The sequence below is a fragment of the Streptomyces sp. NPDC057697 genome, from assembly GCF_042799335.1.
Classification (GTDB): Bacteria; Actinomycetota; Actinomycetes; order Streptomycetales; family Streptomycetaceae; genus Streptomyces.
The window spans coordinates 93,890-116,186 of the sequence record NZ_JBHVJA010000019.1 but is presented as its reverse complement, the minus strand read 5'-3'; the positions used below and the strand labels follow the sequence as shown (position 1 = coordinate 116,186).

The window sequence follows — 22,297 nt, the reverse complement described above, 5'->3', positions numbered from 1 at the left end:
GACCTTGACGGTTCCGGAGATCTTCGGGGCGGTCGTCAGCTGGGGCGCCGCGCCCTTGGCGACCGTGAGCTGCGCCGAGGCGGCCGGGACGTCCGCCGTGCCGGTGCGGCGGGCCGTGACGGTGACGCCGATCTTCTTGCCGAGCAGCGACGCCGGAACGGTGTACGTGGCGGCGGTCGCGCCGCTGATCGCCTTGCCGTCCGCGTTCCACTGATAGGCGAACGACGTCGGGGCGGGGGCCCAGGTGCCGGTGGCCGCGGTGAGGTGGTCACCGACGCGGGCCGTGGTGCCGATCGTGGGCCGTGCGCTGTTGCGGAGCGGGGCCGCCGTGACCTCGAAGGAGCCGCGCCCGTACGCCCAGTTGTTGTGCGTGACGACGCTGAGGGACCAGGTGCCGACGGTGGCCCCGGTCAGGTCGAGGACGGCCGTCAGGGTCTTCCGGTCCGCGGACACCTCGGTGGTGGTCGATTCGATCTCCTTGCCGGAGAGCTGGATCCGTACCTTGTCGTCCTTGTGCAGGGCCGTGCCGGTCACCTGGACCGTGACCTTGCTCCCGGCGGCCCCGGTGGCCGGGGAGACCTCTCCGACGCTCGCCTTCTCCACGCCGCAGATGATGGACGAGCAGACCGCCTCGGCCTTGTACGTGGTCTTCGACGCCTTCTCCGGCAGGGAGAGGACCAGAATGCTCGGGGTGGGCTCGGTGGAGTAGTCCTCGCTCACGGCGCACTGGTAGCCGGAGGGGATGAAGCGCATGCAGCCGTTGTCGAGGCTCGCGTCGTACAGCGCGGGCACCGCGGTCTCGGTGGCGCCCGTGGTGTCGCTGATCGCCATGTCGAACCGGTCGCGGTACGCCGTGGGCAGCGCGGCGCAGACGGCGGTGTGCTGCTCGTCGAGGGTGCCGGTGATCGGACCGTACCCGTAGGCGACGCTGGCGACCTTCTCGCACTCGGCGGCCGGGCCGTCCGGGCCCGCGATGCGCAGGGCGTCGAAGCGGTACGAGCCGGGGGCCTTCAGCGTCGCGGGGACGGTGACCAGGACCTGGTAGTGGGTGGAGCCGGTGACGGCGCACGCCTGGTTCCGGTTGCAGAGGGCGGTGCCGTCCGCCCCGTACACCACCGCGTTCGCGGCACCGAGCTCGTCACGGACGTTGATGTGCAGGGTGTCCCGGGCATCGGCGGTGGTGACCTGGCGGCAGCGCAGCTCGCCGGGGGCGCCCATGGTGCCGCCGGTGGACGGGCCGCCGGGCTTCGTCGCCGGGTTCGCGGCGCAGCCCTTGGCGGTCGCGGTGACATCGCGGCGGGTCAGGGTGTAGTCGGCGGCGGTGTCGCGGCCGGTGACCAGCACGGTGTGGGCGACGCCGGGAGCCAGCTCGCAGGTCGTCCAGCTGGAGAGGGACGAGTAGATCGAGCAGACCCGCTTGCCGTGGGGGTCCAGGACGCTGAATTCGGCGGTGGACTTGGTGCCGGGGGCCGCCTGGAGCTGGAGGTTCTCCTGTGCGCTGTGGTCGTCGGCGGGGATGCTCAGGCAGTGCGAGAAGACACCGTCGCCGGTGGAGAACCGGGCCGCCGGACTCGTCGCGGTGAAGTTCCCCGCCGGAATGGCGGGGCAGTCGCTCGCCACGTCGGTGCGGTGCAGGGCGAGGGCGTACGGGCCGGTCGGCTCCGACGAGTCGTCGGTGGAGACCAGGGCGCGGAACGGGGCCTTGCCGGTGAGCTCACACGTGCCGGCCGACAGATCGGACCAGTCGCACCGCTGGGCGCCGTCGGCGTCGACGACGGTCACTTCGGGGCGCGGCTCGGGCCCGTTGAGGGCCTTCAGCACGGCCAGCCTGGCGCCCGCGGGAAGCGGCAGGGAGAGGCAGTCGATCTCACCGGCAGCGGCGAACGAGCCCTGGTGGAGACCGAGTTCGACGGGCTCGCACCCAGTGGTGGCGGAGCTGTCGAGGATGAGGGTCGGGTGGTCGGTGAAAACGGTGTAGTCACCGGCGGCGGGAAGGCCGCAGACGCCGCCCCAGGTGGTGCAGACGGTCTTGCCCTGCCGGTCGTACACGGCGAGCGTCGAACGGGCGCCGTCGCTGACGGAGTACACGTTGTAGCGTCCGGCGGCCGGTGCGGTGAACGTCTTGCAGCCACTGGCCGGGACCGCGGTGGTGGGCGCGGAGTTGTACGCGTTCAGCGGGACATGGGCGCAGCCGGCCGGGTCCGAGATGCGGCGGACGGTGAGGGTGTACTCGGCGGGAAAGCCGCCCTCGGCCTCGGTGACCTGCGAGAGGACCCGGTAGGGGCCGTCACCGGGCAGCACGCAGCCCTCGCTGTCGTCCTCGTTGAAGTGCGGGCAGATCCGGGCGCCGGTCTCGTCGGTGATCCAGGCCACGCTCTGGCCGTACGAGGTCGTCCTGATCTCGTTGGTGATCCGCTCGCCCGGCTTGCCGGTGAACGGCTGGCACTGGAGGGCGGTCGGCCCGGCGGCCGAACCGACGACGGGGGCGGTGTCCCAGGCGGTGCTGATCTCCGGCGCGCAGCCCTCGGCGGTGGCGAGCGGGACCACGGCAACGGTGGGCTCGCTCGGGTCGAACCCGTTGTTCGTCAGCCGGAGCGTGAACTCGCCCGCGCGGGGCAGTCGGCACCAGCCGGCGCCCCACTCGGAGTCGTAGCAGTTGATCTCCGTGTCGCCGTCGAAAACACTGGCGTACGTCTCGGCGCCGCCTGCGAGCACGACCTTGTGCAGCCCGGCGGCCCCGGCCGTGATGGTGAAGCAGGCCGTGCCGTAGCCCGGGACCTTCGTCCGGCCCTCCGCCGGGGCGGCCTCGCCGAAGCCGGAGAGCGGCAGCGCGGCGCAGTCCTCGTCGGCCGTGGCATCGGCCGTGGCATCGGCCGCCGCCGCGGGGGTGTACGCCTGAGCGGCTCCCGCCGGTATCAGCAGCGAGAGCAGGACCGAGAGCGCGAGCAACAGTGCGGCGTACGCCGCCGATCTGCCGGATCTCGCGGATCTCGCGGATCGGCTGAGTCTGCTGGATCCGCTGGATCTGCTGGATCTCGCGGCCTTGCTTGGATAGTTGGGCATCCGTTCCCCCCGGACCGGTGAAGTGTGCGCTTCTGCCAGGGGCTTCACGAACAGCGAGCGAACGCGGGATGGCCCGGGACACAAGCGAGATGTATGTGTGACTCGAAGAGACGAGACGTGTGTGACTCGAAGAGATGTGAAAAGACTCGAAGAGCTCGAAAAGATTGAGCGCACACGATGATCGCACACACGTCCGAGGCCGCACCGTAACTCGGCTCCGGGGCGGCGACCCACCGGGGCACGGGCGCGGGCGCGGGAATGCGCGCAGCCGCAGAGGCATTGAGGTTCCGCCGACCCCGCCCTAGGCTTGGTTAGGTAACCCTAACTTCGCATGGATGGGTGAATGGGTGAACCGAGTGACCAAGGAGACCGTGCGACTGGGCACCGTCCAGGAGACGCTGCTCATCCCGCTGTACGGGCGCGCGCTCGACGCGCGGGCCCGCCGCCCGATCCTGGGGGACGCCGAGGCGTCGAGGATGGTCGAACGCATCGACTACGACTTCGCGAAGTTCCGCGGGCCCTCGCTCGGCGGCTCCGTGCTGCGCAGCGCGATCTTCGACGGGTGGGTGCGCCGGTTCCTCGCAAAGCACCCCGACGGCACGGTGGTCGAACTCGGAGCCGGGCTCGGCACCCGTTCCCACCGCCTCGACAACGGCCGGGCCCGCTGGTTCGATCTCGACCTGCCGGACACGGTGGAGCTGCGGCGGCGGTTCTTCACCGACTCCGCGAGGACCACGACCCTGGCGGCCTCGGTGCTGGACACCGACTGGTTCGAGCAGGTCGCGAAGAGCGGTGGACCGTACTTCTTCGTCAGCGAGGCCGTCCTCCTCTACTTCGACGAGGAGCAGGTCCGTTCCGTCGTACGGGCCCTGGCGGACCGCTTCCCCGGGGCCGACCTGAGCTTCGACACCGGCGGCGGCACCATGATGCGCAGCCAGGACCGCAACCCGGTGTTCAGGGCCGTCGACGCACGCATGACATGGACCTGCGACGACCCGAAAGCCCTGGAGAGCTGGGGGCTGAGACTGCGCGAGAGCAGGACGTTCGCCACCCCGCAGCCGGACGTGGCCCGGACCTGGCCACGGCGCCACCGTTACGGCATGCCCGTGCTGGCGCGTCTGGCCCCGCCCGTCGTCAACGCGTACCGGATGAACCTCTTCACCCTGGAGCCGCCCCGATGACCGCCCCGGTCCATGGAACGCACGTCCAAGGCACTCCCGAGTGGGTGCCACTGCCGGACGGCCGAAGGCTCTACGCGATGGTCCTGCCGGGTGAGCGGCCGGACGGACCGACCGTCGTGTTCGAGGCCGGGGCCGCTGCGGGCCGGTCGTCGTGGGCCCTGGTGCAGTCGGCCGTCGCGCCCCGGGCGCGGGCCGTCGTGTACGACCGCTCCGGCCTGGGCCGCAGCGCCCCCGACCCGGCCGGCCGCACCCTGACCCGCATGGCCGACGACCTCGGCGCGCTGCTCGACCACTTCGGCCCCGGCCCGTACGTCCTCGTCGGGCACAGCGCGGGCGGCCCGCTGGTCCGGCTCGCCGCCGCACGCGGGCCCGGACGGATCGCGGGACTGGTCCTGGTGGACCCCACCGACGAGGCCGCCGACGTTCTGTTCGGCCGCAGGTTCCGGCGGATGGAACGGACGGCCCTCCGCCTCGGCCACACCCTCGCCGCCCTGCGCCTGCTGCGTCCGCTGTTCCGCGGCCAACTCGCCCTGCTCCCGGCGGACGCCTCGCGGGACATGGCCCGGGAGGGCTTCACCACGGGAGTGCTGCGCACCCAGCGCCGCCAGGCCCGTACCTACCTGGACGAGCTGGCCACCTGGCGCGACGCCCCGCCGGAGACCGGAGACATCCCGGTCACGGTGATCTCCGGCGGCCTCCCCGGAGACGGCATGGACAGCACCCTGCGCGCCGCGGCGAACGCCTCCCACGCCCACCGCGCGGGCCGGGCGCCGCGGGGCAGACACGTCATCGCGGAAGGCTCGGGCCACTACATCCCGCTGACCGAGCCCGAGGTAGTCGCCCGCGAGACCCTGGCCCTGCTGCCGGACTGAGGCGCGGGGGCGTGGGGTGCGGGGACGGGCCGGGTACGGGGACGGGCCGGGCACGAGCCGGATACGCGTACGAGTCCGCGCACGCGCACGGGCACGGTCCCCGCGCCGCGCGTCCCGGGCAGGGCCCGGTCTGGGACCGGTCCCGGTCCCGGTCCCGGGCCGGGCCCTGCGCGCCGAGCTGCTCGCGCTCTACTTCCCCAGCACCGCCTTCATCACGTTCTTGGCGATCGGCGCGCCGAGCCGGCCACCGGAGATGTCCGACCGCGAAATGTCCATGGCCGTCGGGTCGATGAACACCGCGACCGCCACCGACTTGCCACCGGCCTTGCCGTACGAGACGAACCAGCCGTACGGCACCTCGTCGTTCACATTGACGCCGCGCTGCGCCGTACCGGTCTTGCCGCCGACCGTGACACCGTCGATCAGGGCGCGCTGGGCGCTGCCCTCCTTGGCCGTGAACTCCATCATTTCCCGGACCTTCTTCGCCGTCTCCTCGGACACGGCCTGGCTCTTGAGCTTGGGCTCGTTCTTCTCCAGGACCGAGAGGTCGGGGCCGCGCAGCTCGTCGACGATGTAGGGCTGCATCAGCTTGCCGTCGTTGGCCAGGGCGGCGGTCACCATCGCCATCTGCATCGGCGTACTGGTGAGGCTGCCCTGCCCCATGCCGGTCAGCGCGGTACCGGGCTTGTCCAGCTTCTCCGGGTAGAGGCTCTTGGTGGCGAGCATGTCGCCGAACTCGTCGGAGTAGACGTCTTCGTTGAAGCCGAACTTCTCCGCGGTCTCCCGCATCTTCTCGGCGCCGACCTTGGACGCGGCGTCGAGGAAGACGTTGTTGCAGGAGTACTGCATCGCGGTCTTCATCGACGCCTTGTTGCACGTCGCGTCACCGGCCTCGCTGCTGATCTTGTTCGTGGAGAGCGGCAGGGGGTACGGGGAGACGGCGTCGGTGCGCGCGTCGACATCGGTGACGACGCCGTTCTCCAGGGCCGCGGCCGCCGTGAGGATCTTGAACGTGGAGCCGGGCGGGAAGGTCTCCCGGAGCGGGCGGTTGGCCAGCGGCTTGCCCTTGTCCTTGATGAGCGCCTGGAACTTGTCCCCCTCCTTGAACGAGTTCCCGGCGAAGACGGACGGGTCGTACGAGGGCGTGGAGACCAGGGCCAGCACCTTCCCCGTCTCCGGCTCCAGCGCGACGACCGCACCCCGCGCACCGAGGTCGGTCAGCCCCTTGTACCCGGCCTTCTGCGCCTTCGGGTTGATCGTGGTGATCACATCACCACCGCGCCGCTGCTCACCAGTGAGGATGTCCTTGGCGTGCCGGAACGCGAAGCGGTCGTCCTGGCCGCTGAGGATGCTGTCGTACGTCTTCTCCAGGAGGGACATCCCCTGCGACTGGGAGGCGTAGCCGGTGACGGGGGCGTACATCGGGCCCTGCTTGAAGGTCCGCTTGTACTTGAAGTCCGTCCCCTCGACCGCCTTGGAACCGGTGATCGCCTCGCTGCCGACGATGATGTCACCGCGCGGGGTGGCGAACTGGGCGATCTTCACCCGGCGGTTGTTCTCGTGCGTGGCCAGGGGCTCGCTCTTGACGTACTGGATCCAGTTCGCCCGCAGGAGCAGCGCCATCACCAGCAGCCCGCAGAAGATGGCTATGTGCCGCAACGGCCTGTTCATCGTCGATCCACTCCCGTACTCGCCCGTGCGTGATCCTTAACCAAGAAAGATACCGATTACGTCGAAATGGTTGCACGCACAACCAACCGGGTCCGCGGACGGCCCCGCCGGGAGTCACTCAGCTACGGACCGTACTCACCGCCACGGCTCCCCGCGCCTGCGGACACGCCCCCCTCGGCGGCACGGTGCAGCGCAGCCTCCAACACCGCTAGGCCCTCACTCTTGCACCATTCCGCAGAGTCTTCCTCGCACGCCTGCCATGCCCGAATACAGGCATCTTCGACATCGGTGACACCGAACGTCGGTTCCTCAAGAAGTTCATCCGACACCCGACCCTTCCCGCCCGGGTAAAGGATCCTGGCGTCCATATCTGCCCTGCGACATCCGTCCAATTTCATTGGGTGAGCGGAAGTTCCAGTGAGGGCCATGCACCATCGCCGTGCTGGAATTGGCTTGGCTTGGCTTGGCTTGGCTTCAATGCCCTCTCCGTGGCCGATGATTCAAAAACCCTGAAAAAGTACAGGGCGAACAGGCGGTCGCTGTGGGCAGTGGTGCGAAGCTGGTTGAGCCAGGTGCGGACGTCCTTGGCAGTGAGTCTGGGGGGCTCCGTGCTTGCTGGCTTGCGGGGCACCCCAGACCGGGTAACCAGGATGGTAGAGGGTGGGCACATGCGTGAAGATGAACTTGAGGAGATCGAGAAGTTGTGCTCTGCGGCCACTCCGGCGCCTTGGTTCGTCAGGACCTTGGACGATGACTCCGCCATGAATCTTGTAGCGGTGAGCACAGCTCCCGACACCGGTGCTGCCGAGAGGTGGCCGAACTTTGATCATCGGGACATGATTGCCGCAACCTTGGTGCAGCATCCGCGATACGTCGATTCTGGCGACGAACGCTGGGACGAGAACGCGGCCTTCATCGCAATGGCGCGGGAGGCCGTGCCGCGCCTTGTGGAAGAGGTCAGGCGTCTCCGGGCCCTGCTTGCAGGTGAGGGGAATGGTCAATGACGGGCTGGCGGACAGCTCCACCGTCCGCCCCGATGCCCCTCCGTCAGAGGAACTCCGCGTACGCGTCCAGCGTCCGCAGTACGTCCGGTTCGGCCGCCGGGGGCAGTTGCAGGACGACCTCCTCGATGCCCAGCTCCGCGTAGTGCGCCAGTTTGCCCGCGCTCGGGAGGACCGCGTAGGGGACGATCCGGAGGTGTTGCGGGTCGCGGCCCGCCGCCTCCCAGGCGCCGCGGAGTTCGGGCAGGGACTCGGTCAGGCCGCGGCCGCCGATGGGGAGCCAGCCGTCGGCGTACTCGGCGATGTGGGCGAAGAGCTTCGGGCCCGCCGCGCCGCCGATCAGGGTTCGGGGGCCGTTGATCGGGCCGCGGGGCTGCTGGGCCGGCTTCGGGTACGCGTGGCTGGCCCGGACCGAGCCGAACTCGCCCTCGTACGCCGTGGGTTCCGCCGACCACAGGGCGCTCATCAGGGCGAGGCGGTCGCGGACGAGGTCGCGGCGGGAGGGCCAGTCGACCCCGTGGTCGGCGGCCTCCTCCACGTTCCAGCCGTAGCCGATGCCCAGCGTGAACCGGCCGCCGGAGAGGTGGTCGAGGGTGGCGATCTGCTTCGCCAGGTCGATCGGGTCGTGCTGGGCGACGAGTGTGATGCCGGTGCCCAGCGTGAGCCGCTCGGTGACGGCGGCGGCCTGGGCGAGGGCGACGAAGGGGTCGAGGGTGCGGCCGTACTCGGGCGGGAGGTCGCCGCCCATCGGGGCGGGGGTGTCCCTGCTCACCGGGATGTGGGTGTGCTCGGGCAGGTACAGGCCGCTGAAGCCGCGCTGTTCGAGTTCGCGGGCGAGCCTCAGCGGCGTGATCGTCTCATCGGTGAGGAAGATCGTCGTGGCGATCCGCATGTGGGACACCTCCGTCGTGGTCCGGTGACAGGCCCTGGGGCCCCAACGTATGCCGTGCGATGTGGAAAGCCGAGCTTCCGGGACGGACGGAACGGCGAGGGGTCGTAGGGCCGGTCCGGTCCCCTCCGGTTCGGTTCGGTTCGGTCCGGTTCGGTTCGGGCCGGTTCGGGCCGGTTCGGGCCCGTCCCGTCCCCTCCGGGCCGGTTCGGTTCGGGCCGGTCCCGTCTCCTCCGGTCCGGTCCCCTCCGGTTCGGGCCGATCTCCTCCGGTCCGCTCCCATCCCGTCCGCTCCGGTCCACCGGCGTTCTTCCTTGGTTCACCGCCTGCCGCCAGGGTTCGAGGTGCGCTTCGTCGTTCCTTCCTTGCCGCTCACGACACCCGGGGAGCCCCTCTCATGTCCACATCGCATTCCGCCCACGGCCACCCGATGGCCAGGCGCGGCCTCCTCGTCGGGACGGCCGCCACCGCTCTAACGTTGGGCACTGTGAGCTTCGCCGACGCCGCGCCCCCGAACGGCGGCACAGACGGCACAGACGGCACCGACGCCCCGGACCGGACCAGGACCGTGCGCGGCACCCTGCCGACCGGGGCGCCCGACTATGTGTACCTGCCGGTCGAAGTACCGCGCGGGGTGCGGGAGATCGCCGTCTCGTACACGTACGAGAAGACGCCCGTGCCCGCCGGGACGCAGGGCAACGCCCTCGACATCGGCATCTTCGACGAGCGCGGCACCGCCCTGGGCGGGCACGGGTTCCGGGGCTGGTCCGGCGGGGCGCGCGGCAGCTTCTTCATCCGGGCGGACGCGGCGACGCCCGGCTACATCGCGGGCCCGGTGCGGGCCGGTACGTGGAACATCGCGCTCGGCCCCTACACCGTCGCGCCCGGCGGACTGCCGTACGAGGTGACGATCAGCCTGCGCTCCGGGCCCGCCGGGACCACGCCCGAGCCGGTGTATCCGCCGCAGCGCGCGAAGGGGCGCGGGCGGGCCTGGTACCGGGGCGACTGCCATCTGCACTCCACGCACTCGGACGGCGGGCGCACCCCGGCCGAGATCGCCGCCGCCGCGCGCGCGGCCGGGCTCGACTTCATCAACAGCAGCGAGCACAACACGCACTCGGCGCACGGGGCGTGGGGCGGGCTGTGGGGCGACGACCTGCTGATCCTCACCGGGGAGGAGATCACCACCCGCAACGGCCACGTGCTGGCACTGGCCACCGACCCGGGCACGTTCGTGGACTGGCGCTACCGGGCCCGCGACAACCGGTTCGGCCACTACGCGAAGGCCGTGCGGCGGGCCGGGGGCCTGGTCGTGCCCGCCCATCCGCACGCCACCTGCGTCGGCTGCCACTGGAAGTTCGGCTTCGGCGAGGCGGACGCGGTGGAGGTGTGGAACGGGGCGTACTCCCCCGAGGACGAGATCGCGCTTGCCGAGTGGGACAACTCCCTGGTCGCCGCCGTCCGCTGGGCCAAGCCGTGGGTCGCCGCGATGGGCAACAGCGACGCGCACCGGGACCCGGACGTGGTGGGGCTCCCGCAGACCGTGGTCCTCGCCGACGAGTTGTCGCGCGAGGCGATCGTGGCCGGAATCCGGGCCGGGCACGCGTACATCGCGGAGTCGTCCGCCGTGACCCTCTCCTTCGACGCCTTCGGCGGGCGCGGGCTGCACGCCGGGATCGGTGAGCGGCTCCGGGTGGACGGGGACGACACCCCGGTCACCGTACGGCTGGAGGTGACCGGGGCGCCCGGCTGCACCGCGCACTTCGTCACCGACCAGGGCACCCTGTTCACGGCCGGGCTGCCCGAGTCGGGCGCGGGGACCGTGGAGTGGCGTACGACTCCTGCCCACGCGGCCTATGTGCGGGCCGAGGTCCGGCACCCGGCGACGGTGCCGGGGCTGCCCGGGGCCCTGGCGGCGCTCACCAATCCGGTGTTCCTGGAGGGGTAGGAACGGAGGCGGCGGGCGCGGCGGCCCGGGACGGCGGTGCCGGGGCCGCGGTGCCGGGCGCCCGGACGCGGACCGGGCGGGACGGGGCGGTCAGGACGCCCAGACAGGCGACGACCAGGGCGATGCCGACCCAGCCGAGGGCGGGCAGGTGCTCGCCCACCACCAGGACCGCGAGGACCGCCGCCACGGCGGGCTCCAGCAGGGACAGGGTCGTCGCCGTGGAGACCGGGATACGGGCCAGGCCGAAGCCGAACAGGACGTATCCGGTGAACATCGGCACCAGTGCCATGTAGAGCCCGACGCCCGCGTTGGTCCAGGAGGCGACCAGCGGCGCGCCCGTGGCCAGCAGGACCGGCAGCAGCATCAGCCCGCCGAGGCCGAACACCGCGCCCATGGCCGCCCGCGAGGTGACGCCACGGGTGATCAGGCGGTGCGCCGCCCACGCGTACACGGCGTACGTCAGCCCCGCGACCAACCCGAGGCCCACGCCCACGACGGTCTGCCGGGCCGAACCCGTACCCGCCCCGGCACCGGCTCCGGCCCGAGCGGCCTCGGCCGCGCAGAGCAGCACCGTGCCGACCAGCCCCAGCGCCGCCCCCGCCAGCCATCTCCTGGACAGCCTCCGCCCATCGGCGAACCGCTCGATCAGGGCCGACGCCAGCGGGGCCGAGCCGATGGAGACGACCGTGCCGACCGCGACCCCGGCCAGACGCATGGAGGTGTAGAAAGCGAGCGGATAGAGCGCCACGCCCGCTCCCCCGAGGAGCACGATCCGCCACCGCGCCCTCAGCCGCGCCCACCCCCGCGCGATGCCGCGCCCGGCCACCAGGGCCTGGAGCAGGCCGCCCAGGCCCATCGCGGCGGCGCCGATCGCCAGGGGACCCACCTGGGGCGCGAGGGTGGCCGCCGTGCCCGTGGTGCCCCAGAGCACCGAGGCCAGCAGCACCGCGAGCGCGCCGAGCCCCGGCCCGGAGGCGCGGCCGACCGTACGGCTCGCGCCGGGGCGGGCAGGGCGCTCCGCGGCCCGGCCTGTCTCGCCTTCGGCGGCCCCGGTCACAGGGCGCCCACCAGCGATGCCGCCAACTCCCGGGCGCGTCGCATGCGTACGGCGTCGCCTTCGAGGCCCGCGCGCACGATGGCCCCTTCGAGCAGGAACGCCAGGTGCTCCGCCATGGCCCCGGCCCGCTCCTGATCGCCGGGCAGCAGTTCCCCGAGATGCGCGGCAAGCAGGTTCTCGACCTGCTCCTTGTGGTGGCGGACCACGGTCCGGCCCTCGTGCCCGGCGGGCAGTTCGGCGGCCGCGTTGAGGAGCCCGCAGCCCCGGAACCCGTGCTCGTAGGCGAGGCCGGCGTGGTCGGCGTACGCGTCGAAGACGGCCAGCACGGCCTCCGCCGGTCCCCGTGCCGAGGCCAGGCGTCGTTCGTAGAGACCCAGCCACTCCTCGTGCCTGGCCTCCAGGTAGGCGCGGACGAGGTCGGCCTTGGAGTCGAAGTTGTTGTAGAGGCTCATCTTGGCGACGCCCGCCTCGGCGGTGATGGTGTCGATGCCCGTGGCCGCCACGCCGTCGGCGTAGAAACGGCGCGCGGCGGCATCGAGGATCCGCCCGCGCGCCGCTCCCCGGCGCCGCTTCACCGGCCGCTTCTCCCCGGTCCCCGCGTTCCCCCCGGCCTCCGTGCCGCCCATGCCGCCCGCCTCCTCCTTGATTAGGTAGGTCAGTCTACCCAATCACGAGCCCGGCGGTCTCCTTCCGGACCGGGCCGAGGCCGAGCCGGCGCGCGCAGGTCCTGCGCTGCACGACCGCAAGGCCCGCGACCGCCGTCCCGAGCACCAGCCAACCCGCCGGCCCGGCGGCCATCACCACACCGGTCAACAGCGGCGGTCCGGCGGACTTCTGGATGGACTGCGACATCCCGGCCACCCCCAGGTACGCGGCGCGCGCCTCCCGGGGCGCGAGCAGGACCGCGAGCTCCCACGAACTCACCGACCGCATCAGCTCCGCCAGCGTCACCAGCAGCGCCGCGGCGAGCAGGACCACCCCGGCCGTCCAGCTCCCGCCCCGGGCGGCCACGGCCAGGAAGCCGCAGCAGACGAACATCAGGACCCCGTACAGCAGCACCGCCCGGGTGGCCCGGTGCGGCCCCTCGGCCCGCCTCGACACGCTCAGCTGGAGCACCACGACCAGCACGGTGTTGAGGACGAGGAAGGCCGGGACGAGGGCGTGCGGCGCGGAAGTGCGGTCCACCAGCCAGAGCGGCAGGCCCACGGCGAGGACCGAGTCGTCGAGGTTCATCGGGATGTCCAGGAGGACGAAGCGGAGATAGCCGCGATCCCGCCACGGACCGGCCGGACGTCCGGGCTCCGGCCCCTCCACGACGGGGCCGCCCGAGGCGGGGCCGCCCGAGACGGAGCCGTCCGCTACCGGCCCGCCCGCGACCGGGCCGGAGTCCGCGCCCGCGGGCCGCGCCTTCGCCACCGCGCCCGCCGCCACCGCGCTCTCCTCCGGCTCGGTCGTACGCCACACCAGCGCCGCGGCGACGAGGAACGACAGGGCGTTGCCGAGGATGAGGACGCGGTAGGCGCCGGTGGTCCCCACCGCCAGCCCGATGGCCGCGATCCCGGCGCCGACGCCGTAACCCGCGTTGGCCGCGCTGCGCGACAGCGCCTGGTAGGCCGCGCGCCGCTCGCCCGCGGCCCGGGTGGCGAAGAGCATCTCCAGCGTCTTCGCGGCCCTGTCCCCCAGGTAGGTCACGGCGACGACGGGCAGCAGCGCGTCGAAGCCCGTGCTCACCAGGACCAGGACGAGGGTCACCAGCCGGAGCAGATGGCAGCCGATCAGCAGCGGGCGCACCGGGAACCGTCCGGCCAGGCGCCCGGCCAGCGGCGACCCGGCGATGCCCGCGACCCCGGCCACACCCAGCAGGACGCCGATCTGCTGGGCGCTGAGATGGGTCACGAAGGTGAGGTACAGGACCGAGGACGCGGCCCACAGCCCCGAGCCGGTCCGGTCCACGGCCAGGGCGAGCAGCATGATCCGGGCGTTGCGGCCGCCCGGCGGATCGCGCAGCTGGGCCAGCAGGCCCCGCCGTTCCCCCCGAGCCCTCGCCCTGCCGCCTTCTTCGCGCCGCCGCATCACGCGCCCCCTCGGACATGCCCACAGACATGTCTTGACATCAAGAGACCTTGAACAAGGGGAAGACTGCCCGGAAAACAGTCTCGATGTCAAGATACTTGATGGCGAGATATCTACGGCCGGGCCAGCACCGGAGCCCGTCCCGGTGCGCTCCGGAGCCTGTCCCGGTGCGCCCCGCGACCGGCGGCGTCACAGTGGAAGGAGCACCGGGCGGGGGCTGCCCCAGGAGGTGTCCGGATGAATACGACCGGCGAGCACGACGACCGCACGCGCGAGGGCGACCGCACGGGCGCCGGAGCGCGGACGAACCCCGCGACAGCGCGCACGGGCGCCGGAGCGCGCACCAGCCCCGGGGCGCGCACGAACCCCGGGTCACGCACGGGCGCCGGAGCGCGGGCGGGCGTGGCCCCCTGCTTCGTCGTGCAGATCCACCAGGCCCGGCGCATGCACTTCGACTTCCGGCTGGAGGTCGACGGCGTACTGAAGTCATGGGCGGTGCCGCGCGGCCCCTCGGAGAACCCGCGCGAGCGGCGGCTGGCCGTCCCGACCGAGGACCACCCGCTGGAGTACCGGACCTTCGAGGGCGTCATCGGGAAGGGCGAGTACGGCGGTGGCACGGTGATCGTCTGGGACCAGGGCACCTACCGGCCGCTCAGCCACGACCGCTGGGGCACCCCGGTGCCCTTCGAGCAGTCCCTGGCGGACGGACACGCGACGTTCTGGCTCGACGGGACCAGGCTGCACGGCGAGTTCGCCCTCACCCGGTTCAAGGGCGGCGACGGACCGGGCGAGGAGGTGTGGCTGCTGATCAAGGCCAAGGACGGCCGGGCCACCCAGGAGGGGCCGGAGGCACCCGACCCGTACCTCGCGCGCTCCGCCCGCACCGGGCGCACCCTGGCCCAGGTCGCGGCCGAGGAGGGCAGCGGGCCCTCGTGACCACCCGGTCGCGCCGCACCTCCACACATACGCCCGCGCACACCACACCCGCGCACACCACACCCCCGCACGTACGCCCCCGCGCGTACGCCCACACCCCGGCACATCCCTCCGGCACCCCCTTCCCCACCCCTGCAACTTAGGCTAGCCTCACCTAAGTAATCTTCCATGAACGGGGACGGGGAGGGTCGGCTGTGGGCCACGGCTGGGAGGGCGTTGTCCTCAAGCTCATGCGGGGGCGGGACTTCACGTTCACCGTGACCGGTGCCGAGCAGATCACCGAGGACTTCCGCCGGGTGCACCTCACCGACGGCGGGCTGCTGGCCGCGACCGGCGGCGCGCATCCGACGATGTGGGTCAGGGTCTGGTTCGAGCGGGGCGGACGGCCCCATCAGCGCGCCTACACCCTGGTCGACCCCGACCCGGCCGCCGGGACGTTCAGCCTGGAGTTCGCCCTGCACGACGGCGCGGCGAGCGACTGGGCGCGGACGGCCGCGCCGGGCGACACGATCGAGGCGACCCTCCAGGGCACCGGCTTCGAGCTGCCCGAACCCCGCCCGGCCCGGCTCTTCGTGATCGGCGACCCGGCCTCGCTGCCCGCGATCAACTCCCTGCTGGACGCGGTCCCGCAGACCCCGGCCACGCTCTGGTTCGAGACGGCGCACACCTCGGACGAGAAGCTGCCGCTCCGGCTGGACCCCGACCACCACACCCTGCACCGGGTGCCGCGCCGCGACCGGGGCAAGGCCCTGGTCGCCGAGGTGAAGGCGGCGCTGCCGGAGCTCCTGGGCACCGATCCGTCCGACGCGTACATCTGGATCGCCTGCGACACGGCGACGACCAGGTCCCTGTCCGCGTACGCGCGCAAGGACCTGGCCGTCCCCAGGGAACGGGTGCACGCGCTGGGCTACTGGCGGGCCGGCTAGAACCGGCCCGGCCACCGGCCCGGCGGTGCCCCGCCCCCGTCAGTCCAGCATCTCCTCGACGAGGTCGGCGGCGCGTGCGGTGCCGCCCTCGGCCCGTGCGGCGGCGCGCAGTTCCGCCGAGCGGCGGGCCACCTCCGGGTCCGCGGTGAGTTCCAGCAGAGCGGTCCGCAGGGCCTCGGCGGTGGCCTCCTCGGTGTCGATGCGGCGGGCCACCCCCAGCTCGACCAGCCGGTCCGCGTTGGCGAACTGGTCGGCGGCCTGGGGCACGGCGATCATCGGCACTCCGGTGAACAGCCCCTCGCTGCTGCCGCCCATGCCCGCGTGGGTGACGAAGGCGTCGGCCTTCTCCAGGACCGCGAGCTGGGGCACCCAGGAGTGCACCTCGACATTGGCCGGGACGGTGCCGAGTTCGGACGGGTCGGTGTACTTCCCGATCTGAAGCACCACGTGCCAGTCCGGCAGGTCGCCGTAGGCGGCCAGGCACTGGCGGTAGAACTCCGGCCGGCGCGTGAACGCCGAACCCAGCGAGACCAGCAGGACGTTCCCCGCGTCGGCGGGGCGCGTCCAGGCACCCGTGTCCGCCCGCGTGCCGAAGCAGGGGCCGACGAAGGTGACCGTGCCGGCGTCGACCCGGTCGGCGTGCGGCTGCATCGCCTTCGGGATCGTCGCCAGGGTGTGCGCGGGACGGCCGCAGAAGGCGTCCACGTCGGTGGTGGACGCCCCGCAGTCGACCAGCCAGCGGGTGAACCTGGCCCGGTACGCGTCGGCGCCCGGCAGCTGCCACAGCTGCGCCGCGACCTCCTCCTCGTAGCCCTCCCAGCTCACGTAGGTCGGGGAGAGCTGCATGAGGGGGCGGCCCTGGGTCTCGGCGAGTACGCGCGCGGGGTAGGCGCCGATGTCGTAGAGGTAGAGGTCGGCGGGGTCGCGGTCGTAGACGGCGCGCAGCTGCGGCAGCGCCTGGACCGCGTCGTCGAGGAAGACGGCCACGGTGTCGATCGGGTCCTCGGGCCAGTCGTTGTCGGCGACCGGCAGCACGGAGCCGACGGGGACGAACTCGGCGCCGGTGGCCTCGATCAGCCCGGCCACCGCCGGGTCGTTGGCGTAGGTCACCCGGTGGCCCCGGGCGACCAGCTCCCGGATGATCTCCAGGCTGGGCAGGACGTGGCTGACGGCGGGGATGCCGACCATGGCGATATGGGCACGGCGACGTGACATGGGAACTTCACTCTCTTCAGATACGGCGCGACAGGGACACAGCGGCCCGGTGCGCCGGCCACGGGCGGAAACCACCGTGGGCGCACTCGGACCGGCGGGACGGGGTACGTGCCCCGCCCGCGTGTCAGCCGTAGATCTGGTGCATGAAGAACATGCCGGGGACCTTAGCCCGTCCGGTGCCCGCGCGCACCGGGTTTTCGGCGGGCTCCCGAACGGGGCGCTCCCGCCCGGGGCCGCTCAGTCCTCGACGACCAGCGAGGGGGTCTCGCGGGTCAGGACCTCGCCGCGGAAGAACGCCGGGCTGCGGCGCCGCATCACCAGCATCAGGACCACGCCGAGCAGCAGCAGTCCCACACCGATGACGAACACCGAGCCGACACCGAGGACCGACGAGCCGGAGCCGTACGCCGGGTCCCACATGTCGTAGAGCGTCTTGCCGAAGACCGCGGTCAGCAGGATGCCGCCGATGCCCGGGAAGAGGCCCTTGAAGAGGAGGTCCCGGACGGAGCGGGTCAGGTCGGCGCGGAAGAACCAGACGCAGCCGAAGGCGGTCAGCGCGTAGTAGAAGCAGATCATGAGGCCGAGCGCGTAGATCGTGTCGACCAGGACGTGCTCGCTGACCAGGGTCATGACCGTGTAGAAGACACCGGTCGCGACGCCCGCCGTGATGGTGGCCTTCCCCGGGGTCCGGAAGCGCGGGTGGACCCGGGCGTACGAGGCGGGCAGCGCCTCGTACGTGGACATGGCGAGCACCGTACGGGCCACCGGGATGAAGGTGGTCTGGAGGCTCGCGGCGGCCGAGGCGAGCACCGCGACGAAGAGCAGGATGCCGAGGCCGGGGCCCATGACCGGACCGGCCAGCGCGGCGAAGACGTTGTCGGAGGTGCCGGGGTTGGCGAGGCCGAGGCCCGAGGTGCCGGAGCCGACGGCCATCTGGGCGGCGACCCCGGTCGCCAGATAGGAGCCGACCAGGACGACCATCGCGATGAGGGCGGCCCGGCCCGGGGTCTTCTCGCTGCCGACGGTCTCCTCGTTGGCGGTCAGACAGGCGTCCCAGCCCCAGAACATGAAGATCGACAGCGAGAGGCCCGCGGTGAACGCGGCGAAGGACTTCACGGCGAACGGGTTCAGCCAGGACCAGGAGAAGTCCAGCGACGAGGCGAACTCCCCGCTGTGCGCCTTCTGCACGGCCATCACCACGAACAGCGCGAGCACCACGAGCTGGAGGCCGACCAGCGCGTACTGGATGCCCTTGGTGGCGGTCATGCCCCGGTAGCTGATCGCCGTGGCGACCGCGATCAGGGCCAGGCAGGTGAGGATGTGGACGGGCTTGCTGTCGTCCAGCGCCGCGATCGCGTCGCTGCCGGTGATCTCGCCCGCCAGGAGCCAGAAGTACGAGGTGGCGACGCCCGCGAGGTTCGACAGGACGATGATCGTCGCGATCACCAGGCCCCAGCCGCACATCCAGCCGATGCGCGGGCCGAACGCCTTGACCGTCCAGGTGAAGGAGGTGCCGCAGTCCGGCATCGCCTTGTTGAGCTCGCGGTACGCGAAGGCGACGAGCAGCATCGGCAGGAAACCGGCCAGGAAGACGGCGGGCATCTGCACGCCGACCTCGCCCGCGGTGGACCCGAGGGTGGAGGTGAGGCAGTAGACCGGGGCGACGGTGGAGACGCCGATGACGGCGCTGCCCATCAGGCCGACGGAGTTCCCGCCGAGGCCCTTGCCGCGCACCCCGTCCCCGGCCGGAGCGGTGCCCCGTGCCGTGTCTCCGGCCCGTGGCCGCACGTCCAGCTGAGTCATGAAAAGGACGATAAACGCTGCGATTTCCACATTCGGAAGGTGAGACTCCGTCGTCTCACCCTTGAATTCCAGGCAACAATACGGAAAGACCTTCATTAATTGAAGGCCGTTTCGGAAATCGACCTTCCGATGCGAGGTGGAGGCGCGGTCGCAGCACCGTACGAGAACCGCAGCACTGTCCGTTTTATGGGGGTTCAAATTTTCCCGTGGGTGTCCGCCCAGCGGACACCCACGGGCGACTACCGGTTCAGCCGGGCCAGACGATCGACTGGAGTTCGCTGTACGCGTGCAGGGCGTACGAACCGACGTCGCGCCCGACCCCGCTCCTCCTGAACCCGCCGAACGGGGCCTCCATGTTCCGCCCGATGGTGTTCACCCCGACCCCGCCGGCGCGCAGCCGCCGGGCCACCCGGAAGGCGCGGGCCACGTCCGAGGACCAGACGTAGTCGATCAGCCCGTAGTCGCTGTCGTCGGCCAGCGCGATGCCCTCCTCCTCGTCGTCGAAGGGCACGACCACGACGACCGGGCCGAAGATCTCCTCGCGCACGACGCGCATGTCGTTGGTGCAGTCCGCGAGCAGGGTCGGCGCGACGTAGAAACCGCGGTCCAGCCCGGCGGGGCGTTCGCCGCCGGTGACGATCCGCGCCCCCTCCTTCCGGCCCAGCTCGACGTACGACTCGACGCGGTCGCGGTGGGCGGCGGAGATGACCGGACCGACGACCGTGCCCCTGGCCGCCGGGTCGCCCACCTTCAGATGACCGGCGTACGCGGCGAGCTTCCCGAGCAGCGCGTCGTGGACGCCGCGCTGGACGAGCACCCGGGTCGGGGCCGTGCAGATCTGGCCGCTGTAGAAGGAGAACGTGGTGCCGATCCCCGCCACCGCCGCGTCCAGGTCCGCGTCGTCCAGGACGAGGGCGGCGCCCTTGCCGCCGAGCTCCATCAGCTGCCGCTTCATGGACCGCCCGCACACCTCCGCGATGCGCTGCCCGACGGCGGTGGAGCCGGTGAAGCTGACCATGTCGACGTCCGCGCTGTCGACGGCGGCCTCGCCCGCCTCGGGGCCCGAGCCGGTGACGACATTGACGACGCCCGGCGGGACGCCCGCCGCTTCGAGCGCCTCGGCCATCCGGAAGACGGACAGCGGGTCCTGCGGCGCGGGCTTCACCACGACCGTGTTCCCCATGGCCAGCGCGGGGGCCACCTTGCCCGCCGGGTTGGCCCAGGGGTTGTTGTACGAGGTGACGCAGGTGACCACGCCGACCGGCTGGCGCACCGCGATCGCCCCGAAGACCCCCGCCCGCCCCATCGGACCGGCCTCGTTGATCTGCGGCGCGACGGCCTCCTCCACGGGTTCCAGGGCGCCCCTGGCGTACCGGCGGAAGCGGGCGGCACCGACCGCGACCTGCATGCCGCGGGCCGTCGCCGTGGTGGCGCCGCTCTCCGCGCGGGCGAGCGCGGCGTTGCCGTCCAGGTCGCGCAGCATCAGCCCGGCGGCCCGGTCGAGAATCCGGGACCGCTCCTCGGGGCGGGTGCGGGACCAGGTGGCGAAGGCTTCCCGGGCCGCGGCCGCCGCCGCGTACACCTGCTCGCGGCTCGCCTCGGGGGCGAGGCCGACGACCTCCTCGGTCGCCGGGTCGATCACCTCGTAGTGGCCGTGGTCGGGCTCGGTCCACCGCCCGCCGATGAACAGGCGCCGCTTGCCGTCTCCGTTCATACGGTGCTCACCGTCCGGGTGTCGCGCCCGGAGCGGAGTACCGTGCCGGGGACCGCGCCGGTCACCTTGTCGTCGCGCAGGGTCTCCACCCCGTTGACCCGGACCGACACGATGCCGATGGCCCTGGAGTCGAGGCGGGGGCTGTCGCCGGGGAGGTCGTGCACGAGGGTGGCGGGCCCGGCGTCGATCCGCTCGGGGTCGAAGAGGACGAGGTCGGCGTGGAAGCCCTCCTCGATCCGGCCCCGCTCGCGGAGCCCGAAGAGCCGGGCGGGATCGTCGGTGAGCATCTTCACCGCCCGCTCCAGGGGGACCAGCTTCCGGCCGCGCAGGCAGTCGCCGAGGAACCGGGTGGTGTACGGGGCGCCGCACATCCGGTCCAGGTGCGCGCCCGCGTCGGAGCCGCCGAGCATCACGTCAGGGTGGTCCCAGGTCTCGCGGCGCAGCGCCCAGGAGGCGGGGTCGTTGTCGGTGGGCATCGGCCAGAGCACGGTGCGCAGTTCGTCGGCGGCGCAGATCTCGACGAGGCAGTGGAAGGGGTCGAGCCCGCGTTCGGCGGCGATGTCGCGTACGACTCGGCCGGTCAGCCCTTCGTTGGCGGCGCTGTAGGTGTCGCCGATGACGTACCGGCCGAAGTCGGCGAGGCGGCGGAAGACTCCGGCCTCCTTGCTGTCGGCGCGGCGGAGCATCTCGGCGCGGGTGGCGCCGTCGCGGAGCCGTTCGATGCGCTCGGGGACGGGCAGGGCGAGGATCTCGCCCCAGCCGGGTATCAGGTTGAGGGCGCAGAAGGTGCCGAGCGACATGTTCATCGGGGTGAGGATCGGCATGGTGAGCGCGACGATCCGGCCGCCGGCCCGGCGGGCCCGTTCGCTGGGCACGAGCTGGCGCGGTACGCGTTCGGGGACGGCCGCGTCGATGGTGAGGACGTTCCAGTTCAGGGGGCGTCCGGCGGTGGCGGTCATGTCGACGAGCAGTTCGATCTCCTCGTCGGCGAACTGGTCGAGGCAGCCCGCGACGATCGCTTCGATCTGGGTGCCCTCGTGTTCGCCGACGGCCCGGGAGAGGGCGAGCAGTTCCTCCGGCAGGGCGTGCCGGGAGGCGACGGGCTGCCCGTCGCCGTCGGAGTGGGTGGCGGACTGGGTGGTGGACAGCCCCCAGGCCCCGGCGTCCATAGCGTCGTGGAACAGCGCGAGCATCGCGTCGAGCTGTGCGGGGGTGGGCTGCCCGCCGACCGCGTCGGCGCCCATGACGTGCCGGCGCAGCGCGCAGTGCCCGACCATGAACCCGGCGTTGACGGCGATCCGCCCTTCGAGGGCGTCGAGGTACTCGCGGAAGCTGGACCAGGTCCAGTCGACGCCCTCCTCCAGCGCCTTGAGGGCCATGCCCTCCACCCGCGACATCATCCGGCGGGTGTAGTCGGCGTCCTCGGGGCGCCCGGGGTGGAGCGGGGCGAGGGTGAATCCGCAGTTGCCCCCGGCGACGGTGGTGACGCCGTGGTTCATGGACGGAGTGGCGTACGGGTCCCAGAAGAGCTGGGCGTCGTAGTGGGTGTGCGGGTCGACGAACCCGGGCGCGAGGACGAGACCGGTGGCGTCCTCGGCGGTGACGGCCTCCTCGGTGAGCGTGCCCGGTTCGGCGACGACGGCGATCCGGCCGTCGCGGATGCCGATGTCGGCGGGGTACGAGGGTCCGCCGGTGCCGTCCACGACGGTCGCTCCGCGGATGAGGTGGTCGAGCATGACGGGGTCCCTTCCGTGGTGGGTGCCTGTGCGTGGGTCCATGGGTGTGTGGCCGGGGTGCGTGGGTCCATGGGTGTGTGGCCAGGGTGCGTGGGTCCATGGGTGTGCGGCCGGGGTGCGTACGGCCGCGGTACGCACCCCGGCCCCACGGAGCGGCGGTCCGGGAAGACGCCGCTGGTCCGATCGGGCCCCTCCGGCGGCGGAGGGGCCCG

16 protein-coding genes are annotated in these 22,297 nt (G+C 72.2%); 6 read left to right on the top strand and 10 right to left on the bottom strand.

The annotated features are described in order from the left end of the window. Positions 1-2,949 (bottom strand): hypothetical protein (locus ACFVFH_RS33315; RefSeq protein WP_383775893.1); only part of this gene is annotated, 2,949 nt, incomplete at its 3' end. Between the two features lie 449 nt (positions 2,950-3,398). Here ACFVFH_RS33315 and ACFVFH_RS33310 point away from each other — a divergent pair. Beyond that, positions 3,399-4,244 carry a class I SAM-dependent methyltransferase gene (locus tag ACFVFH_RS33310; RefSeq protein WP_383775891.1) on the top strand — a complete coding sequence of 282 codons (846 nt, stop codon included), beginning with the start codon at positions 3,399-3,401 and terminating at the stop codon, positions 4,242-4,244. Continuing rightward, positions 4,241-5,116 (top strand): alpha/beta fold hydrolase, encoded by an 876-nt coding sequence (locus ACFVFH_RS33305; RefSeq protein ID WP_383775888.1) that lies wholly within the window; start codon positions 4,241-4,243, stop codon positions 5,114-5,116. Before ACFVFH_RS33310 ends, ACFVFH_RS33305 begins: the two co-directional genes overlap by 4 nt. 189 nt (positions 5,117-5,305) lie before the next feature. Here the strand turns inward: ACFVFH_RS33305 and ACFVFH_RS33300 are convergent, their stop codons facing one another. Further along, the gene (locus tag ACFVFH_RS33300) at positions 5,306-6,787 is read right to left on the bottom strand and encodes a peptidoglycan D,D-transpeptidase FtsI family protein (protein ID WP_383775886.1); all 1,482 of its coding nucleotides are present in this window, start codon (positions 6,785-6,787) and stop codon (positions 5,306-5,308) included. A gap of 668 nt (positions 6,788-7,455) precedes the next feature. On the opposite strand from ACFVFH_RS33300, the gene ACFVFH_RS33295 reads away from it, so the two are divergent. Further along, positions 7,456-7,791: a hypothetical protein gene (locus ACFVFH_RS33295; protein WP_383775884.1), complete on the top strand. Its 336-nt coding sequence runs from the start codon at positions 7,456-7,458 to the stop codon at positions 7,789-7,791. A gap of 43 nt (positions 7,792-7,834) precedes the next feature. Here the strand turns inward: ACFVFH_RS33295 and ACFVFH_RS33290 are convergent, their stop codons facing one another. Then, a complete protein-coding gene (locus ACFVFH_RS33290; protein ID WP_383775882.1) occupies positions 7,835-8,680 on the bottom strand; it encodes an LLM class F420-dependent oxidoreductase in 846 nt (281 codons plus the stop codon). Between the two features lie 394 nt (positions 8,681-9,074). Here ACFVFH_RS33290 and ACFVFH_RS33285 point away from each other — a divergent pair, with 394 nt between their 5' ends. After that, positions 9,075-10,625 (top strand): CehA/McbA family metallohydrolase, encoded by a 1,551-nt coding sequence (locus ACFVFH_RS33285; RefSeq protein WP_383775880.1) that lies wholly within the window; start codon positions 9,075-9,077, stop codon positions 10,623-10,625. Here the strand turns inward: ACFVFH_RS33285 and ACFVFH_RS33280 are convergent. From ACFVFH_RS33280 to ACFVFH_RS33270, 3 genes are read right to left on the bottom strand one after another with little or no spacing between them, the layout of a single operon-like run. Then, positions 10,597-11,682, bottom strand: coding sequence for a DMT family transporter (locus tag ACFVFH_RS33280; RefSeq protein ID WP_383775878.1), 1,086 nt, complete (start codon positions 11,680-11,682; stop codon positions 10,597-10,599). The two genes, ACFVFH_RS33285 and ACFVFH_RS33280, sit on opposite strands and share 29 nt — an antisense overlap. Beyond that, on the bottom strand, positions 11,679-12,308 hold the full coding sequence (locus tag ACFVFH_RS33275; protein WP_383775876.1) for a TetR/AcrR family transcriptional regulator: 630 nt from the start codon (positions 12,306-12,308) through the stop codon (positions 11,679-11,681). The genes ACFVFH_RS33280 and ACFVFH_RS33275 overlap by 4 nt, the downstream gene beginning before the upstream one ends. 34 nt (positions 12,309-12,342) lie before the next feature. Continuing rightward, the gene (locus tag ACFVFH_RS33270; protein ID WP_383775873.1) at positions 12,343-13,755 is read right to left on the bottom strand and encodes an MFS transporter; all 1,413 of its coding nucleotides are present in this window, start codon (positions 13,753-13,755) and stop codon (positions 12,343-12,345) included. A gap of 402 nt (positions 13,756-14,157) precedes the next feature. Between ACFVFH_RS33270 and ACFVFH_RS33265 the strand changes: the two genes are divergently transcribed. After that, positions 14,158-14,691: a DNA polymerase ligase N-terminal domain-containing protein gene (locus tag ACFVFH_RS33265; protein ID WP_383775916.1), complete on the top strand. Its 534-nt coding sequence runs from the start codon at positions 14,158-14,160 to the stop codon at positions 14,689-14,691. Positions 14,692-14,885: 194 nt separating this feature from the next. After that, positions 14,886-15,617 carry a siderophore-interacting protein gene (locus ACFVFH_RS33260; RefSeq protein ID WP_383775871.1) on the top strand — a complete coding sequence of 244 codons (732 nt, stop codon included), beginning with the start codon at positions 14,886-14,888 and terminating at the stop codon, positions 15,615-15,617. Positions 15,618-15,656: 39 nt separating this feature from the next. On the opposite strand, the gene ACFVFH_RS33255 is transcribed toward ACFVFH_RS33260, so the two are convergent. The 4 genes from ACFVFH_RS33255 to ACFVFH_RS33240 form a co-directional block, all read right to left on the bottom strand. Next, a complete protein-coding gene (locus ACFVFH_RS33255; RefSeq protein WP_383775869.1) occupies positions 15,657-16,832 on the bottom strand; it encodes a macrolide family glycosyltransferase in 1,176 nt (391 codons plus the stop codon). Between the two features lie 237 nt (positions 16,833-17,069). Continuing rightward, a complete protein-coding gene (locus ACFVFH_RS33250; protein ID WP_383775867.1) occupies positions 17,070-18,635 on the bottom strand; it encodes an APC family permease in 1,566 nt (521 codons plus the stop codon). 247 nt (positions 18,636-18,882) lie between these two features. Continuing rightward, on the bottom strand, positions 18,883-20,349 hold the full coding sequence (locus ACFVFH_RS33245; protein WP_383775864.1) for an aldehyde dehydrogenase family protein: 1,467 nt from the start codon (positions 20,347-20,349) through the stop codon (positions 18,883-18,885). Continuing rightward, complete coding sequence (locus ACFVFH_RS33240) at positions 20,346-22,085, bottom strand: amidohydrolase family protein (protein ID WP_383775861.1); 1,740 nt, start codon at positions 22,083-22,085, stop codon at positions 20,346-20,348. Before ACFVFH_RS33240 ends, ACFVFH_RS33245 begins: the two co-directional genes overlap by 4 nt. Between the last annotated feature and the right edge of the window lie 212 nt (positions 22,086-22,297).

Excerpts from the sequence above, each read along its gene's own strand:
- ACFVFH_RS33275 (WP_383775876.1), bottom strand. The coding sequence starts at position 12,308 with ATGGGCGGCACGGAGGCCGGGGGGAACGCGGGGACCGGGGAGAAGCGG.
- ACFVFH_RS33250 (WP_383775867.1), bottom strand. The coding sequence starts at position 18,635 with ATGACTCAGCTGGACGTGCGGCCACGGGCCGGAGACACGGCACGGGGC.
- ACFVFH_RS33285 (WP_383775880.1), top strand. The coding sequence starts at position 9,075 with ATGTCCACATCGCATTCCGCCCACGGCCACCCGATGGCCAGGCGCGGC.
- ACFVFH_RS33245 (WP_383775864.1), bottom strand. The coding sequence starts at position 20,349 with ATGAACGGAGACGGCAAGCGGCGCCTGTTCATCGGCGGGCGGTGGACC.
- ACFVFH_RS33305 (WP_383775888.1), top strand. The coding sequence starts at position 4,241 with ATGACCGCCCCGGTCCATGGAACGCACGTCCAAGGCACTCCCGAGTGG.
- ACFVFH_RS33310 (WP_383775891.1), top strand. The coding sequence starts at position 3,399 with ATGGGTGAATGGGTGAACCGAGTGACCAAGGAGACCGTGCGACTGGGC.
- ACFVFH_RS33300 (WP_383775886.1), bottom strand. The coding sequence starts at position 6,787 with ATGAACAGGCCGTTGCGGCACATAGCCATCTTCTGCGGGCTGCTGGTG.
- ACFVFH_RS33290 (WP_383775882.1), bottom strand. The coding sequence starts at position 8,680 with ATGCGGATCGCCACGACGATCTTCCTCACCGATGAGACGATCACGCCG.
- ACFVFH_RS33270 (WP_383775873.1), bottom strand. The coding sequence starts at position 13,755 with ATGCGGCGGCGCGAAGAAGGCGGCAGGGCGAGGGCTCGGGGGGAACGG.
- ACFVFH_RS33255 (WP_383775869.1), bottom strand. The coding sequence starts at position 16,832 with ATGTCACGTCGCCGTGCCCATATCGCCATGGTCGGCATCCCCGCCGTC.
- ACFVFH_RS33240 (WP_383775861.1), bottom strand. The coding sequence starts at position 22,085 with ATGCTCGACCACCTCATCCGCGGAGCGACCGTCGTGGACGGCACCGGC.
- ACFVFH_RS33295 (WP_383775884.1), top strand. The coding sequence starts at position 7,456 with ATGCGTGAAGATGAACTTGAGGAGATCGAGAAGTTGTGCTCTGCGGCC.